At 63.8% G+C, this 15,147-nt stretch carries 15 protein-coding genes and 1 tRNA gene; 10 read left to right on the top strand and 6 right to left on the bottom strand.

All coding sequences use genetic code 11. The features are described 5' to 3' along the window. The first annotated feature begins 17 nt into the window (after positions 1-17). Positions 18-398: a hypothetical protein gene (locus tag ACI5KX_RS12500; protein ID WP_406810988.1), complete on the top strand. Its 381-nt coding sequence runs from the start codon at positions 18-20 to the stop codon at positions 396-398. 206 nt (positions 399-604) lie between these two features. Here the strand turns inward: ACI5KX_RS12500 and ACI5KX_RS12495 are convergent. Further along, positions 605-680: transfer RNA gene (locus ACI5KX_RS12495), tRNA-Thr, on the bottom strand. Between the two features lie 175 nt (positions 681-855). On the opposite strand from ACI5KX_RS12495, the gene ACI5KX_RS12490 reads away from it, so the two are divergent. Beyond that, entirely contained in the window at positions 856-1,257 is a 402-nt protein-coding gene (locus ACI5KX_RS12490) for a TM2 domain-containing protein (protein ID WP_406810987.1), read from the top strand. Positions 1,258-1,266: 9 nt separating this feature from the next. Here the strand turns inward: ACI5KX_RS12490 and ACI5KX_RS12485 are convergent, their stop codons facing one another. From ACI5KX_RS12485 to ACI5KX_RS12475, 3 genes are read right to left on the bottom strand one after another with little or no spacing between them, the layout of a single operon-like run. Further along, a complete protein-coding gene (locus tag ACI5KX_RS12485; RefSeq protein WP_406810986.1) occupies positions 1,267-1,977 on the bottom strand; it encodes a hypothetical protein in 711 nt (236 codons plus the stop codon). 15 nt (positions 1,978-1,992) lie between these two features. Beyond that, complete coding sequence (locus ACI5KX_RS12480; RefSeq protein ID WP_406810985.1) at positions 1,993-2,898, bottom strand: hypothetical protein; 906 nt, start codon at positions 2,896-2,898, stop codon at positions 1,993-1,995. Then, positions 2,888-4,204 (bottom strand): replication-associated recombination protein A, encoded by a 1,317-nt coding sequence (locus tag ACI5KX_RS12475; RefSeq protein ID WP_406810984.1) that lies wholly within the window; start codon positions 4,202-4,204, stop codon positions 2,888-2,890. The genes ACI5KX_RS12480 and ACI5KX_RS12475 overlap by 11 nt, the downstream gene beginning before the upstream one ends. A 104-nt stretch (positions 4,205-4,308) precedes the next feature. Here ACI5KX_RS12475 and ACI5KX_RS12470 point away from each other — a divergent pair, with 104 nt between their 5' ends. Further along, complete coding sequence (locus ACI5KX_RS12470; RefSeq protein ID WP_406810983.1) at positions 4,309-4,962, top strand: PadR family transcriptional regulator; 654 nt, start codon at positions 4,309-4,311, stop codon at positions 4,960-4,962. Between the two features lie 109 nt (positions 4,963-5,071). Further along, on the top strand, positions 5,072-5,530 hold the full coding sequence (locus ACI5KX_RS12465; protein ID WP_406810982.1) for a hypothetical protein: 459 nt from the start codon (positions 5,072-5,074) through the stop codon (positions 5,528-5,530). Positions 5,531-5,533: 3 nt separating this feature from the next. Here the strand turns inward: ACI5KX_RS12465 and ACI5KX_RS12460 are convergent, their stop codons facing one another. Continuing rightward, the gene (locus tag ACI5KX_RS12460) at positions 5,534-6,736 is read right to left on the bottom strand and encodes a glycosyltransferase family 4 protein (RefSeq protein WP_406810981.1); all 1,203 of its coding nucleotides are present in this window, start codon (positions 6,734-6,736) and stop codon (positions 5,534-5,536) included. A gap of 187 nt (positions 6,737-6,923) precedes the next feature. Between ACI5KX_RS12460 and ACI5KX_RS12455 the strand changes: the two genes are divergently transcribed. The 3 genes from ACI5KX_RS12455 to ACI5KX_RS12445 all read left to right on the top strand — a co-directional run bounded on the left by ACI5KX_RS12455 (position 6,924) and on the right by ACI5KX_RS12445 (position 10,958). Continuing rightward, positions 6,924-8,102 carry a phosphoserine transaminase gene (locus ACI5KX_RS12455; RefSeq protein ID WP_406810980.1) on the top strand — a complete coding sequence of 393 codons (1,179 nt, stop codon included), beginning with the start codon at positions 6,924-6,926 and terminating at the stop codon, positions 8,100-8,102. A 107-nt stretch (positions 8,103-8,209) separates the two neighbouring features. After that, complete coding sequence (gene serA / locus ACI5KX_RS12450) at positions 8,210-9,793, top strand: phosphoglycerate dehydrogenase (protein WP_406810979.1); 1,584 nt, start codon at positions 8,210-8,212, stop codon at positions 9,791-9,793. Between the two features lie 58 nt (positions 9,794-9,851). Next, a complete protein-coding gene (locus tag ACI5KX_RS12445) occupies positions 9,852-10,958 on the top strand; it encodes an ATP phosphoribosyltransferase regulatory subunit (RefSeq protein ID WP_406810978.1) in 1,107 nt (368 codons plus the stop codon). Here the strand turns inward: ACI5KX_RS12445 and ACI5KX_RS12440 are convergent. Beyond that, the gene (locus ACI5KX_RS12440; RefSeq protein ID WP_406810977.1) at positions 10,955-11,998 is read right to left on the bottom strand and encodes an alpha/beta hydrolase; all 1,044 of its coding nucleotides are present in this window, start codon (positions 11,996-11,998) and stop codon (positions 10,955-10,957) included. The genes ACI5KX_RS12445 and ACI5KX_RS12440 overlap by 4 nt on opposite strands. Before the next feature lie 161 nt (positions 11,999-12,159). Between ACI5KX_RS12440 and ACI5KX_RS12435 the strand changes: the two genes are divergently transcribed. The 3 genes from ACI5KX_RS12435 (at position 12,160) to ACI5KX_RS12425 (ending at position 15,147) form a co-directional block, all read left to right on the top strand. Next, positions 12,160-13,449: an adenylosuccinate synthase gene (locus ACI5KX_RS12435; RefSeq protein ID WP_406810976.1), complete on the top strand. Its 1,290-nt coding sequence runs from the start codon at positions 12,160-12,162 to the stop codon at positions 13,447-13,449. 80 nt (positions 13,450-13,529) lie between these two features. Then, entirely contained in the window at positions 13,530-14,093 is a 564-nt protein-coding gene (locus tag ACI5KX_RS12430) for a murein L,D-transpeptidase family protein (protein WP_406810975.1), read from the top strand. 67 nt (positions 14,094-14,160) lie between these two features. After that, on the top strand, positions 14,161-15,147 hold the full coding sequence (locus ACI5KX_RS12425; RefSeq protein ID WP_406810974.1) for a MarR family transcriptional regulator: 987 nt from the start codon (positions 14,161-14,163) through the stop codon (positions 15,145-15,147).

The following is a 15,147-nucleotide window of genomic DNA, read 5'->3' as shown; positions in this document are numbered from 1 at the left end:
ATGAAAGAAGCGATCGCATGATCTACATCCTCCAGAACATCGTCCCCATCGCCACAGCGATGCTCGCCGGCTTGGCGATCGGAATAGTGTGGCTGCGCGTCTCGGCAATCCTGTTGCCAGGCCTGCAAGCTCTGGCGCTTGCCGCGATCGCCGAATTCTGGCTGGCCTCGATCCTCGCAGGCGCACTGATCCTCGCGCCGCCCGAAGCGGGTGAGTGGACGATGGCGCTCGGCAGTGCTTTCGTGATCTGGATCGGTTTCGTCCTGCCGGTGCTGGCGGTTACCTTCATGGTCTACGAGATGAAGACGCGGGCGGTGCTTTCCGCCGCGCTCCACTGGCTGGTCGTCATGCTTGTGCAGGCGACGATCATGCAAGCCATCGGGCTGACCGGGCCATAGCTACGGCATCGAGGGCGTGCGGGCCCTCAACGCACCATCCCAGGTCTCGCGAGACGAGGTTTCGCGAAAAACTTCGTGTTTCGAATCGTGCCGCTCGAACTCGCAATTTCGCCGTTGTTGTTCGCGCAGGCAGCCGACGGACGAGCTGATCCTTAGACGACGTTCGAAATTGGGGAGTCCGACTCGGCGGAGCGATCTTCCCGGGATGGTGCCGGCTGCAGGAGTCGAACCCGCGACCTGATGATTACAAATCAACTGCTCTACCAACTGAGCTAAGCCGGCACACTTGCTCTCGGACTGCGGCCCTCTAGGGCAAAGCGCGCGTGCCCTCAAGTGGTTGCGACGCAATCCTTCCCCAATGCTCGCCGAACCTTATCGGCGCTTGGTCGATCCCGCGCGGATCGCCCTTGCACTCGTCTGTCGATCTTTCCAGAATGGTAGCGTAAAGGGACGGGCTATGAACGAAGACATGCACAAACAGATGGTATTCGAGGCGAACCGCAAATCGGTCGGGATCGCCTATTTGCTGTGGCTGTTCCTCGGTGCCTTCGGCGTTCACCGTTTTTACGCCGGCTCGACCAAGACTGGTATCGCGCAGCTGCTCTTGGCGATTTCGATCGTCGGGTGGCTTGTCCTGATCCCGTGGCTGCTGGCGGATCTCGTTCTGATCCCCGGGCTCATCCGTGACCGGAACATGGAGACGATCAGCCTGTTGACCCATGGCGATCCCGCCGGCCCTGCTCCGCCGCAGCCCAAGGCCCAGGCAAAGCTGGATCCCAAGCGCGAGGCTATGCTCGAAGACCTGCGCGCCACCGGCTATCGCAAGGAACGCCGCGACAGCTCGCACCTTTATCGCTGAGGTTGGCCGCTATTTCCTGACCCGCCAGTCCTTCCGGTAGGTCGATTCCTCGGTATATTTGCGGGTGGCGGCGGCCTCCTGCTCTTCCAGCTCCTTTTCGGTCGACGCCCGCACGCCTTGCTGCTTGACCAGTGTGTCACGCCGGACAGGGATCAGCTGGATGATCGGCGTGCCTGCGGGCAGCAGGAAATCGCCGGGACCGCCAGTCCAAATGAAGGGAAAGTTGATCGTCGTCGCGAAGCGATCGCAGTCGACGAGGCCGGAGAAGCAGTAGAACGGCAGTTCGGGCCGGTTCGCGAGCGGCTGAAACATCACCGAATAGCCATCCGGCACCTTGATCCGCCACGGATTGATGAACTTGAGCGGCATGACCTGCGCAAATGGCGGTTTGGGCGCTCCGAGCTGTGCGGGGTGATGCTGTTCGATCGGGTTGAACGCGCAGCTTTCCGGCCATCCCATCGCGATGTTGATCCCGTCCGGCGGGACACGCAGCTGAACGTCGTAGGGAAGCGGGATGACGAAGCCCAAGGAGAACGCGTCGGTCATCGGCAGACACGCCTTGGCTGTCATCCCGGGCATGCCGAGCGCGTCCTTCATGTCCAGTTCGGGCTTGAGATCCCGGAACCAGTCGGGCGCGAAACGGATCGCGCGCTCGGGTGCCGGAATCGTGCCTTCGAGCTCGGGATCGCACAGGAATTCGATGGTCGGCGCTTCGCTCATCTGCGGGAGCCTGACCTAGAGTGCACCGAAGGTCCAGCCTTCGGTGTAGGCGATTTCGGCTGTCAGGCAACGCGGTTCCCAGCGCTCCTTCTCGGGCGCGACCTTGCGCAACCATGCAGCGGTGAGCAGAGCGTCGGAAGAATGGTCGTCCACCTCGCCGGTGCGATCGACCGGCGGGCAATCGAGCACCGCCAGGGCGGCGTTGAGATCGGCGTAGGTAAGCAGTTTGGTGCGTCCGCCCAGAGCTGCCGTCTCTTTCGAGGCGAGGCCGGTGTAGATTTCAACCAATAGCGATCCGCCCTGCTTGATCCGCTTTTCGGGGATCGGATCCATCGGCCACACGGGCAAGTGATCGCGCAGGCGGTGGAGCATCCGCATTCCGGTGAGCGAGGACTTCCCGACCTGTGCCGCGCCGACAAGGTTGAAGTTGGACACCGGGCGGCAGCGCTGCGCGCGTTGTGCAACTTCGGCTTCACGAAATCGCCCTTCGCGGGTGACAGCACCGGGCAGCAGGAAACGGTCGCCCTCGCGATCCTTGCCATGACGGAAATAGCGCGAGGCTTCGGGATGCTCGACAAAGCTTTGCGCACCGAGGTGCTCGTCCTCGGCGCAGATTGCGTCGATCAGCGCCCACAGCCGCTTGGCGCTCCTGGGGCTTTCTTCCCATCCCGGAAAGAACGCGCCGACATCGTTGAACGGCAGGCTGATGCCGAGATCGAGCCCGACCAGCGAGTTTGCGGGCAGGTCGTCGCGCAGGATTTGGAGCACGTCATTGCGTGAAAAGCCGCCGCGCGGCGGGTCGACCAGCACCGGTGCGCCGCCTTCGCGCTCGGCGATAGCGATGGCGATGCCGTGATGCCGCTCCCCGCGCGCACCCGACCAGTCGATCGCGACGAAGTGGTCGAAACGATCAGGTTTCACGTTCTTGCCTCAGCCGGTTCCAATAGGCGATCCGTTCCCTCACCTTGCGCTCGAATCCCCGTTCGACCGGCTCGTAATACACCTGCGGTTCCATCTCTTCGGGCCAGTAATTGTCGCCCGAAAAGCCGCCTTCCGCGTCGTGATCGTAGGCATAGCCTTTGCCGTAGCCGATGTCTTTCATCAGCTTGGTCGGCGCGTTGAGAATGTTCGCGGGGGGCATCAGGCTGCCGGTTTCCTTCGCCGCTTTGAAGGCGGATTTCTGCGCGGCATAGGCGGCGTTCGATTTGGGGGCGGTAGCGCAGTAGAGGCAGGCCTGAACGATGGCGAGTTCGCCCTCGGGGCTGCCGAGGAACTCGTAGGCGTCCTTGGCGGCAAGGCACTGGGTGAGCGCCTGCGGATCGGCGAGGCCGATGTCCTCGCTCGCGAACCGGACGAGGCGGCGCAGCACGTAGAGTGGCTCCTCGCCCGCGGTCAGCATGCGCGCAAGGTAATAGAGCGAAGCCTGCGGATCGGATCCCCGCAGCGATTTGTGCAGCGCGCTGATGAGGTTGTAGTGCCCGTCTCGGTCCTTGTCATAGACTGCCACGCGGCGTTGCAGGAATTTTGCAAGGCCTGCCGGATCGAGTGGTTCAGCGATCTTGGCGTTGTAAAGCGTTTCTGCCTGGCCGAGCAGGAACCGTCCGTCGCCGTCTGCGCTGGCGATCAGGGCGGCACGCGCTCCTTCGGTGAGCGGGAGGGCGCCTTCGAGTTCCTCCGCGCGGGCCAGCAGCGCCTCGAGCGCCTCAGCATCGAGCCGGTTGAGGATCAGCACCTGCGCGCGGCTGAGCAGCGCGGCGTTGAGCGCGAAGCTGGGGTTTTCCGTGGTCGCGCCGACCAGCGTCACCGTTCCGCGTTCGACATAGGGGAGGAAACCGTCCTGCTGCGCGCGGTTGAAGCGATGGATCTCGTCCACGAACAGCAAGGTGCGCTGGCCTGCCTGCGCCATCTTGTCCGCCTCGGCAAAGGCTTTCTTGAGATCGGCCACGCCCGAGAACACCGCGCTGATCGAGACGAACCGCATTCCCACCTCGTCGGCGAGCAACCGGGCGATGCTGGTCTTGCCGGTGCCCGGCGGCCCCCACAGGATCATGCTCGAGAGCTTGCCCGCTGCGACCATGCGGCCGATCGCGCCTTCTGGCCCGGTCAGATGGTCCTGCCCGATCACTTCGGCCAGCGCGCGCGGCCGCAAGCGGTCGGCCAGCGGCGCGTCCTCGCGCGGGGTATCCGTGCTTGCGGGTACGGGGTCGTCTGCGAACAAATCTGTCATTCATGGATCGAGATAAGGCGCTCGTCGGAAAATGCCATCCGGCTCTTGTATCGATAGCTCCAAGATATATCTTAAGCGACATAAGAAATATCAGGAGACGAACTATGACATGGCAAAAATACGGTCGCGGCGGCTGGAACAATCTTGGCCCTATGATCGCGATGATGGCCGCATCGGCGGCAAGCGAGTGGGACGATGGCGATTACGGCCGACGTCGCTCGCGCAAAGGCCGCAACTGGCAGGATGGCAGCGCGCGGCGCAAGCGCCGTGGCCGCATGTTTGCGCAGGGCGAGCTACGCCTCGCACTGCTGGCGCTGATCGAGCGCGAACCGAGCCACGGGTACGAACTGATCAAGGCGATCGAGGACATGACCGGCGGCGCCTACGCTCCGAGCCCGGGTGCGGTGTATCCGACGCTGCAGATGCTCGAGGAAGAAGGTCAGATCAAACCGGCCAAGGTGAAATCCGCGGACGAGGACGGCGAAACCGGCGGCAAGAAGCCGTTCAAGGCGACCAAGTCGGGCAAGGCCGAACTCGCCGAGCGCGCCGATGAAGTGGAAGAGCTGATGGGTCGCCTCGGCGAACACGGCGACCGCGCCGAGAAGGTGCGCGAGAAATCGCCCGACCTGTTCCGCGCGATGGGCAACCTCGCTTCCGTGCTCAAGAATCGCGCCAAGGCGGGCAAGCTTGACCAGGGCACGATCAACGAGATCGTCGACATCATCGACGAGGTCGCCAAGCGTATCGAGCGATTGTGACGCCAACAGCGCGGCAAGCGCGCTACATCGTTAACGCGTTTGCCTCATTCGCAATGGAGGCATAGTATCCCTCTCCGGATCGGGTCGCACCGATTGGGGAGGGATTGCCGTGAACGCATTGTCGCGTCCGAAAACTCCGTGGCACCTCTGGGTGCTGGGTATCGTGGGACTGATCTGGTTTGCGGGTGGCGCGAACGATTACGTCCAGACCAAGCTCGAAAATGCGGGATACCTGCAGATGATGGCCGATAGCGTCGGTGTCTCGTTGCAGACCATCCTCGACTATTACGGCAACTTCCCGCTCTGGGCGAATGTGATGTGGGCGCTAGGCGTCTGGGGATCGATCGCGGGCGGCCTGCTGCTCCTGCTCAGGAGTAAGTTTGCATCCCACTGCTTCGTTGTTTCGCTCATCGGCCTGCTGGGGACGACGATCTACACCTACACGTCCGACATGCCGCCGGAACTCAACACCACTTTCAGCCTCGTCTTCACGATCATCATCTGGGTGACGGTTGCAGGCTATGCCTACTACTCGCATCGGATGACACAGGCGGGTGTTCTAAGATAGTGATCAGGAGGAAGCGGCTTCGGCAGCTTCCGCTTCCTGCAGCGCGCGGCGGTCCTCGACCAGTCGGACATAGGTGTCGGCGACCACCCGGTTGATCGCTTCCCAGTCATACTCCTTCGACTTGGCCTCGCCTGCGGCGCCGTGGCGCGCACGCAGATCGTGATTTGTGCAGTAGGGCTCGATCGCTTCGGCAAAGGCGGCGGCGGTCGCGATCTTGTCCTTGGCAGGCGGAACCAGCCGACCGGTTTCCCAATCGTCGACAAGGCTCGCCGCGCCGGTCGCGCCGGCGGCCACGACCGGCAGACCGCAGGCCATCGCCTCGAGCGTCACATTGCCGAAAGTCTCGGTGATCGAAGGATTGAAGAATATGTCTCCGCTCGCCGTCGCGCGGCCGAGATCGGAACCGGTCTGGAAACCCGCGAAAATGCCCCCTGGAAGGTTGTCCTCGAACCAGCCGCGCGCGGGACCGTCACCGATCACCAGCACCTTGTGCGGGACCTGTCGCTTCCTCAGTTGCACGATGGTTTCCGCGAAAACGTCGAGCCCCTTTTCCATCACCAGTCGACCGAGGAAGACGATCGCGATGTCGTCATCGGCAAGGCCGAGCGAACGCCGCCACTCCATGTCGCGTTTTTCGGAAGAGAAGATCTCGCGATCGACCCCGCGGCTCCAAAGCGCGATGTCGTCGTGCATGTCCATCGCCAGCAGTTCGTCGATCATGCTCTGCGAGGGAGCGACCAGCGCGTCGCAGCGATTGTAGAATCGTCGCAGCAGCCAGACGACGAACGGCTCCATGAAACCAAGCTTGTAATAGCGCGGATAGGTTTCGAACCGCGTGTGGACCGAGGCGAGCACCGGAATGTCGTGATCCTGCGCCCAGCGCAGCGCCGCGTGTGCGGCAAAGTCGGGCGCGGAAAGGTGGATGAGATTCGGCGCGAATTTTTGGAGATCGCGCTTGACCTTGCGCCCGAGATGGGTGGCGAGGCGGTATTCTCCGCGCCCGAACGGTACGCCCATCGAAGGCACACCGATCAGGTCTCCGGTCGGCTCGAAGGCGGGTTTTTCAACCGTCGGGGAATAGACGCGCACCTTCGCGCCGAGTGCGAGCAGAGAGCCGACCAGGCGGTTAAGCGCCTGATTCGCCCCGTCGCGGGTATAGTTGTAGTTGCCGCTGAAAAGGGCAATGCGAAGGTCGGCTATCTCCATTATGTCGGCACGTTTAGGCCACTCGACCGTAGATTGCGAGAGCCATGCATCGCCGGTTTGATCGTTACAGCGGTGCATTCTGTCGAACATGCGCGATTCCAGATTGACTATTTGGCGCGCAACTTTAGTGCCGCGCGTGGGCCACGCGGTCCCAACGCCGCGCGAGCTCTCTGGAAGGAGAGAATACATGACTGCATACGCACGCGGGCTGCTCCACGAGCCGCCTGTAAAACCTGAACGTCCCCAATTTTCCTCCGGCCCCACGGTGAAATTCCCGGGCTGGTCCCTCGACAAGCTGAAAACCGAATCGCTCGGGCGCTCGCACCGTTCGGCGGTGGGCAAGTCGCGCCTCAAATACGCGATCGACCTGTCGAAGGAATTGCTCGGCATTCCCGAGGACTATCTTGTCGGCATCATGCCCGCATCGGACACCGGCGCGCTCGAATGCGCGATGTGGACGATGCTCGATCCCGCGCGCCCGGCGACGGTCGCCGCGTGGGAAAGCTTCGGCAATGTCTGGATCCAGGATGCGGTGAAGCAGCTGAAGCTGCCGAATCTGCAAACGCTGAGTGCCGATTACGGCGAGATCCCCGATCTCACCACCATCCCGCAGCGCAACGATGTCGTCTTCACCTGGAACGGCACGACGTCTGGCGCGATGATCCCGAACACCGACTGGCTTGAAGAGGGCCGCGAGGGCGTGACGATCAACGATGCTACCAGCGCGATCTTCGCGCAGGAGATGGACTGGCCCAAGCTCGATGCCACGACCTATAGCTGGCAGAAGGTCATGGGGTCCGAAGCCCAGCACGGCATGCTGATCCTTTCGCCCAAGGCGGTCGAGCGGATCGAAAGCTACGATCCGGCATGGCCGCTGCCCAAGCTGTTCCGCCTGAAAAAGGGCGACAAGATCAATCAGGGCATCTTCGAAGGCGCTACGATCAATACCCCGTCGCTGCTCGCGACCGAGGATTATATCGCCGCGCTCGAGTGGGCGAAGTCGATCGGCGGGCGGAAGGCGTTGTTCGAGCGGGCCGACAAGAACGCCAAGATCGTCAAGGACTGGATCGAAGCCAAGCCGTGGCTGCGCAACATGGTCTCCGACCCGGCCAAGCGCACCAATACGGGCGTGTGCATGATGTTCCAGGGCGACTGGTATGAGAGCCTTTCGACAGAGGATCAGGCCGCGGTGCCGAAGAAGATCGTCAAGCTGCTCGAAGAGCGCAACGTCGGCTACGATTTCAACGGCTATCGCGATGCCCCGCCGAGCCTTCGCATCTGGTGCGGCGGTACGGTCGAGGCGGAGGATATCGATCGCCTCCTGCCGTGGATCGAGTGGGCATACGAGACCGTCAAGAACGGCTGAACCATTGAGTGTGAGTCCCCGCGAAGGCGGGGACCTCCTTCGAACAAGCGATTTCCTGACTGCATGAGGTCCCCGCCTTCGCGGGGACTCGCACTGGAGCAAGATCAATGACCAAACCCAAAGTACTCATCTCTGACAAGATGGACCCCAACGCCGCGCGCATCTTCGAAGAGCGTGGCTGCGAGGTCGATGTGATCACCGGCGAAAGCGCTGAAGAATTGAAGGGCCGCATTGGCGAATATCACGGCCTCGCGATCCGCTCTTCGACGACGGTGACGCCCGAAATCCTCGACGCCGCGACCAATCTCAAGGTTATCGGCCGCGCGGGGATCGGAGTCGACAACGTCGATATCCCCTATGCCAGCGGCAAGGGCGTGGTGGTGATGAACACCCCTTTCGGCAACTCGATCACCACGGCCGAACACGCGATCGCGATGATCATGGCGCTCGCTCGCCAGATTCCCGACGCCAACACTCGCACCAAGGCGGGCGAATGGCCCAAGAAGGACTTCATGGGCGTCGAGGTCACGGGCAAGACGCTGGGCCTGATCGGCGCGGGCAATATCGGCTCGATCGTCGCCAGCCGCGCGCAGGGTCTCAAGATGAAGGTCATCGCCTACGATCCCTTCCTGACCGAGGAGCGCGCGATCGAACTGGGCGTGGAGAAGGTCGATCTCGACGAATTGTTGAGCCGCGCGGATTTCGTGTCGCTGCACACCCCGTTGACCGACCAGACGCGCAACATCCTGAGCCGCGAGCGGCTTGAAAACGCAAAGTCGGGCATCCGTATCGTCAACTGCGCGCGCGGCGGGCTGGTCGACGAGGCTGCGCTCAAGGACTGCCTCGAAAGCGGCCAGGTTGCCGCAGCTGCGCTCGATGTGTTTGCCGAAGAGCCGGCGAAGGCGAACCCGCTGTTCGACGCGCCCAACTTCATCTGCACCCCGCACCTCGGTGCTTCGACCACCGAAGCGCAGGTCAATGTTGCTCTGCAGGTGGCCGAACAGATGGCGGATTATCTCGTCAACGGCGGTGTCACCAACGCGCTCAACATGCCGAGCCTCAGCGCCGAGGAAGCGCCCAAGCTGCGGCCTTACATGGCGCTGGCGGAAAAACTCGGCTCGCTCGTCGGCCAGCTGGCGCACGGCAATCTGACCAAAATCAGCATCGAGCGCGAAGGCGCCGCGGCAGAACTCAACGGCAAGCCGATCACCGGCGCGGTGCTGGCGGGCTTCATGCGCCGCTATTCCGACAGCGTGAACATGGTCAACGCGCCCTATCTGGCGAAGGAGCGCGGGCTCGATGTCAGCGAAATCCGCCATGAGCGCGAGGGCGCGTTCAACACGCTGATCCGCGTCACGGTCGAAACCGATGCCGGGCCACGCTCGGTTGCGGGCACGTTGTTCGGGAGCGACAAGCCGCGACTGGTGGAGATTTTCGGTATCGGGATCGAAGCCGATCTCGACGGCAACATGCTCTACATCGTCAACGATGATAAACCCGGCTTCATCGGGCGCATCGGGACGCTGCTGGGCAGCCACGGGATCAACATCGGCACCTTCAACCTCGGCCGCCGCGATGCGGGCGGGGAAGCCGTGCTGCTGCTGAGCCTCGACGAGACGCCCTCTGCCGATGTCATGGCGGAGGCCGGACAGGTCGAAGGCGTGAAACTTGTGAAGTCGCTGGTATTCTGACGATAGGTGCGCTCCGGGCTTGACCCGGAGCCGCGATCGGCACAGTCGGGCAACCGAAATGAGCGACAACACCGACCTCCTGCCCGAAGGTCTCGAAGACCGTCTGCCGGCCTCGGCCGCGCGGATCACCACGGCCATGCGAGCCTGCCTCGATGTGCTCGATTCGCACGGCTACGACCGGGTGCGCCCGCCGCTGCTCGAGTTCGAAGGCTCGCTCGCCCAGCGGATGGAGGGATTGCACACGCGGCAGATGTTCCGCTTCGTCGACCCTTCCAGCCTGCGCACGCTGGCGCTGAGGAGCGACATCACCCCGCAGATCGGTCGCATCGCGGCGACCAGCATGGCGGGCGCTCCGCGTCCATTGCGGCTCGCCTATTGCGGCGACACAGCGCTGATCCGCGCAAACCAGCTCGATCCGGCGCGCGAACGCCTGCAACTCGGCGCGGAACTGATCGGTGCGGACACCGCAGCGGCGGCGGCGGAGGTTGTCGCGCTGGCGGTGAAAGCGCTGACGGCAGCGGGGCTGACCGGTATTTCGGTGGATTTCACGCTTCCCGATCTCGTCGACACGCTCTCTGCCGAAGCCATGCCGCTCTCGCCCGACCGGATCGAGGCCGTGCGGCGTGAGCTCGATACCAAGGATGCGGGCGGGCTGAAGGCCGCCGGGGGCGAGGCCTATCTGCCACTGCTCTACGCAACCGGGCCATTTGCCGAAGCGATGGCCACGCTGCGCGAGCTCGACGCGGGAGGGGTTTTGGCGACACGGCTAGACGGCCTCGAGACCATCGCCGGTCGTCTTGGCGATGCAGCGCGCATTACCCTCGATCCTTCGGAGCGCCATGGGTTCGAATATCAGAGCTGGTTCGGCTTCACCCTCTACGCCCACGGCGTGCGCGGTGCGGCTGGGCGCGGCGGTACCTACCGGATCGGCGGAAGCGGAGAGCCCGCAACGGGCTTCACGCTCTATGTCGATAGCGTCGCCGAAGCCGCTCCGGCCCCGGAAGGAGCACGGTCCGTGTATCTTCCGACGGGGTTCAGCGAGGCCAAGGCTCGGCGGCTACGCGCCGAGGGATGGCGCACGGTCGAGCAGCTCTCCAGCGACGAAGACCCGAAGGAGCTGGGCTGCACGCATGTGCTGGCAAATGGCGAGGCGAAGCCGCTTTAGTCGAATGCCTGCGCAAGAAACGCAGTAATCGCCTGCGTCTGATGCGCGCCGGCCTCGGTGCCGAGCTCGCGGTTCATGCGGCCGTGGTCGGTGTTCTCGATTCCGATCGCCTGAGCCTTCACGCCTGCATCGACCAGCGCCGAGACCAGCCGCTCCGACTGCAGCTTGGACCGGTCACGCTCCGCGACATACAGCGCCAACCAGTTGGGAGCATCCGGCCCGCCGATATGTGTGACCGGGGAAAGCGCCGCCTGCCGTGCCGGGTCGCTGCCGAAAGCGCTGTCGTAGAGCCGCGCCGCTCGCGGTTCGGCATTGGCCATGCTGTCGGCGACGTCATAGCCCGCGCCATCAAGCAGGATCACGCCCTTGATCGCTGCGAACGCATCGCCGGCATAGGTCGGATCTGTTGCGACGAGCGCGGCGAGATGTGCGCCCGCGCTGTGCCCCATCAGAACGATCCGGTCGGGATCGAACCCGATGGCCGTCGCCTGCCCACGCAGCGCCTTGACTGCTGCACCGATATCACTCGCTTGCTGCTCGACCGGAGATTCGGGGAGCAATCGATATCCGGTCGAGGCGAAATAGTAGTCCATTCCGGTGAAATGGGCGGGCTTGGCCTGCACTAGCTTGTGATTGCCGAACGACCAGCCGCCGCCATGGATGAAGAGCACCAGTGGCAGTTCGTCGACGGCGCCTGCGGGCTCGAATACATCGATTTGCTGGCGGGGGTGCTCGCCATAAATGACGGTGCGGTCTGGCCGGACAACGGCCTGCGGTGCGTTACCCGGTTGGCCCGGCTGCCCGCGACGCTGCTGCATCCGCTCGCGCAGCTCGGCGGAGCATGTGTCCGAAAGCTCTGCGGATTTCTCGCGCAAGCAAGCGCGGATCTTCGAGCGATCGCGCCCGCACAATTGCACAATCTCGCGCACACATTCTGGGGAGGGGCGTTCGCGCTCCAGCGCCAGCAACGGCACCGCGATCAGCGCAATCATCACCGCGATGATCAACGCGATCGCGAGGGGTTGGTAAATCCGGTTCACGCGGAATCTCCTGTTTCAATCCCCTGTGAACGCCACTCTCGTACAAACCCTTTGCCGGGCCAACCTTCGAGATGTCGCAAATTGTAATCCTGCGCCTTGTGATCGGCGCGGCAAACGCCTAACCCCGCGCGGTTTGTTTACCCGGAAGTGAAAGCGAATTCATGGCCAACGTCACCGTGATCGGCGCCCAGTGGGGCGATGAGGGCAAGGGCAAGATCGTCGACTGGCTCGCCAGCCGCGCCGATGCCGTCGTCCGGTTCCAGGGCGGGCACAATGCCGGGCACACGCTGGTGATCGACGGCACCACCTACAAGCTCTCGCTGCTGCCCTCGGGCATCGTTTCGGGCACGATGAGCATGATCGGCAACGGGGTGGTGCTCGATCCGTGGGCGCTGCGCGACGAGGTGCAGAAGCTCGAAGGGCAGGGCGTCACGATCAACGATGACAATCTCGCTATCGCCGACAACTGTCCGCTGATCCTGCCGCTGCATCGCGATCTCGACGCTCTGCGCGAAACCGCGGCTGGCAAGGGCAAGATTGGCACGACCGGTCGCGGGATCGGCCCGGCCTATGAAGACAAGGTCGGCCGCCGCGCGATCCGTGTGTGCGATCTCGCGCATCTCGACGATCTCGAGCCGCAGCTCGATCGCCTGTGCGCGCATCATGACGCGCTACGCGCGGGTTTCGACCAGCCGCCGGTAGATCGCGAAGCGTTGCTCGCCGAGTTGCGCGATGTCGCGCCCTTTGTCCTGCGCTTCGCCCAGCCGGTGTGGAAGCGCCTGAAGAAGGTCCGCAAGGCGGGCGCCAAGATCCTATTCGAAGGCGCGCAGGGCGTGCTGCTCGATGTCGATCACGGCACCTATCCCTTCGTGACCAGTTCCAACACCGTCAGCGGCACCGCGGCTGCCGGGAGCGGTCTCGGCCCGAATTCGACCGGTTTCGTGCTTGGCATCGTCAAGGCCTACACCACACGCGTCGGCAGCGGCCCGTTCCCGACCGAGCTCGAGGACGATATCGGCCAGCGCCTCGGCGAGCGCGGCCATGAATTCGGCACCGTCACCGGGCGCCAGCGCCGGGTCGGCTGGTTCGATGCGGTGATCGTGCGCCAGACCTGCGCTATCAGCGGCGTGACCGGCATCGCGCTTACCAAGATCGATGTGCTCGACGGGCTCGAGACGGTGAAGATCTGCACCGGCTATCGCCTGCGCGGCAATGTCTACGATTACCTGCCGAGCCACGCGGGCGACCAGGCGGCGGTCGAGCCGATCTATGAGGAGATGGAGGGCTGGAGCGAGAGCACGGCGGGCGCGCGCAGTTATGCCGACCTGCCCGCGAACGCGATCAAGTACATCCAGCGCATCCAGGAACTCATCGAATGCCCGGTGGCCCTGGTCTCGACCAGCCCCGAGCGTGACGACACCATCCTGATGCGGGACCCCTTCGTCGACTGATCGCCTGGCCGGTCCCTGCATGGGAAACGAGGCGGACTTCGGAATTGTGCGAAGCGTCGCAGCGGGTTAGCTTCCCGCGCATGCAACGCCTGCTCGCCCTGTTCCTGCTGATGCTGGTTGCCGCCTGTGCGGCGCCGGCCAAGCGGGTTGGCGAAGCGCCGGTATCCGATGCCCAGCGCGTTGGTTCGCGCGCGATATCCTCGCCCGTGGTCCAGCCGCTGCCGCTCACCGCCGACTACCTGATCGTCGACAAGTCCGAGCGGCTGCTGGTCGCCTATCGCGACGGCCGACCGATCCGCGCCTATCGCGACATTCGCTTCGGCGATGCGCCAATCGGGCACAAACGCTTCGAAGGCGACGAGCGCACGCCCGAGGGGCTCTACACAATCGACCGGCGCAATCCGCAAAGCCGGTTCCATCTCTCGCTCGGCATCTCCTATCCCAACGCGCGCGACCGGGCCTATGCCGCGCAATACGGGCGTTCTCCGGGCGGAGACATCTTCATCCACGGCCAACCGACCGGCTATCGCGGCCCCCCATTGAGAGGCGACTGGACCGACGGATGTATCGCGCTGACGAATGCAGAGATCGAGGAACTGTGGCGGATCGTGCCCGACGGAACGCCGATCGAAATCCGCTCCTGAACACGCTTCAATCTTGACCTGATCCTGTTTTGTTCTACTCTCGTTCTCACCAGCAGGAGGCGATTCGATGACGCAGGCGGATTACACGGTCGAGGATTTCGCATACGAGGGTCCGCGCGATGCGGCCGGGCTGCCTGTACGGGTGGCGATCTTTGCCGACCGGGCGAGCACGCGCGCGCAGATCCATCAAGATCTGGCAGGCGCGGGATTCCGGGGTCTCGACGGCGGGGAAATCGCCGTTTTGCTCGATGGACCGATTGCGGTGCTCGGCGATGTGGTGATGGTCGATTGCCCGGTCATCGACGCGCAGCGCATGGCGGCGTTGATGCGGCTCGATATGCGGGTGGCACGCTCGGACGCGCGCTTGATCGTGGCGACCTCGATCGAGGCGCTAGACGAGGTATTTGCCGCCTTCGACCAGTCGCAGCCCGAGATTCTGGTCGAGCCGAGCCGGGCGGAGCGCGTGGTCGCCGTCGGGCGGGTGCTCGCCGACATCGGCAAGGCACGCGTCCGCGAAATGACAGAGGAAGACCGGCTGGCGCTGCTCAGGCTTTCGCAGCAGGTCGATGCCATCGCGCAGGAGCTCGACCGCATTTCGGAAGGCAAGGATTCCACCAGGCAGCGGCTGAGCGAGTTCAAGCAGGAGTGGCACGCAGCCGACCCATCAGTCTCGAAGCTGGCCAAACCGAATTCCGGAACGGCAGCGCTTCCCGATCCGCGCATGGTACGGCGTATGATTAGAGCGCGGCAGGCGCGCGCGAAATTCTTCGATGCAGAGCTGTTTGCCGATCCGGCGTGGGACATGCTGCTCGATCTCACCGCCGCGCATGCCGAGCACAAGCGCGTTTCGGTCACTTCGCTGTGCATCGCTTCGGGCGTGCCGGCGACGACTGCGCTGCGCTGGATCAAACAGCTGGTCGCAAGCGGTGTGTTCGAACGGATCGCCGATGCCAGCGACGGCCGCCGCGCCTTCATCGCACTGAGCGAGCGCTCGTTGCATGCAATGGCGCGCTACTTTGCCGAAGTCGAGACGCCGCTCATGCGGGCAGCCTGA

This window comes from Erythrobacter sp. GH1-10 (genome assembly GCF_045363165.1).
Classification (GTDB): Bacteria; Pseudomonadota; Alphaproteobacteria; order Sphingomonadales; family Sphingomonadaceae; genus Erythrobacter.
Note: the sequence above shows the minus strand (reverse complement) of the source record. Positions and strands in the feature narration are given on the sequence as shown.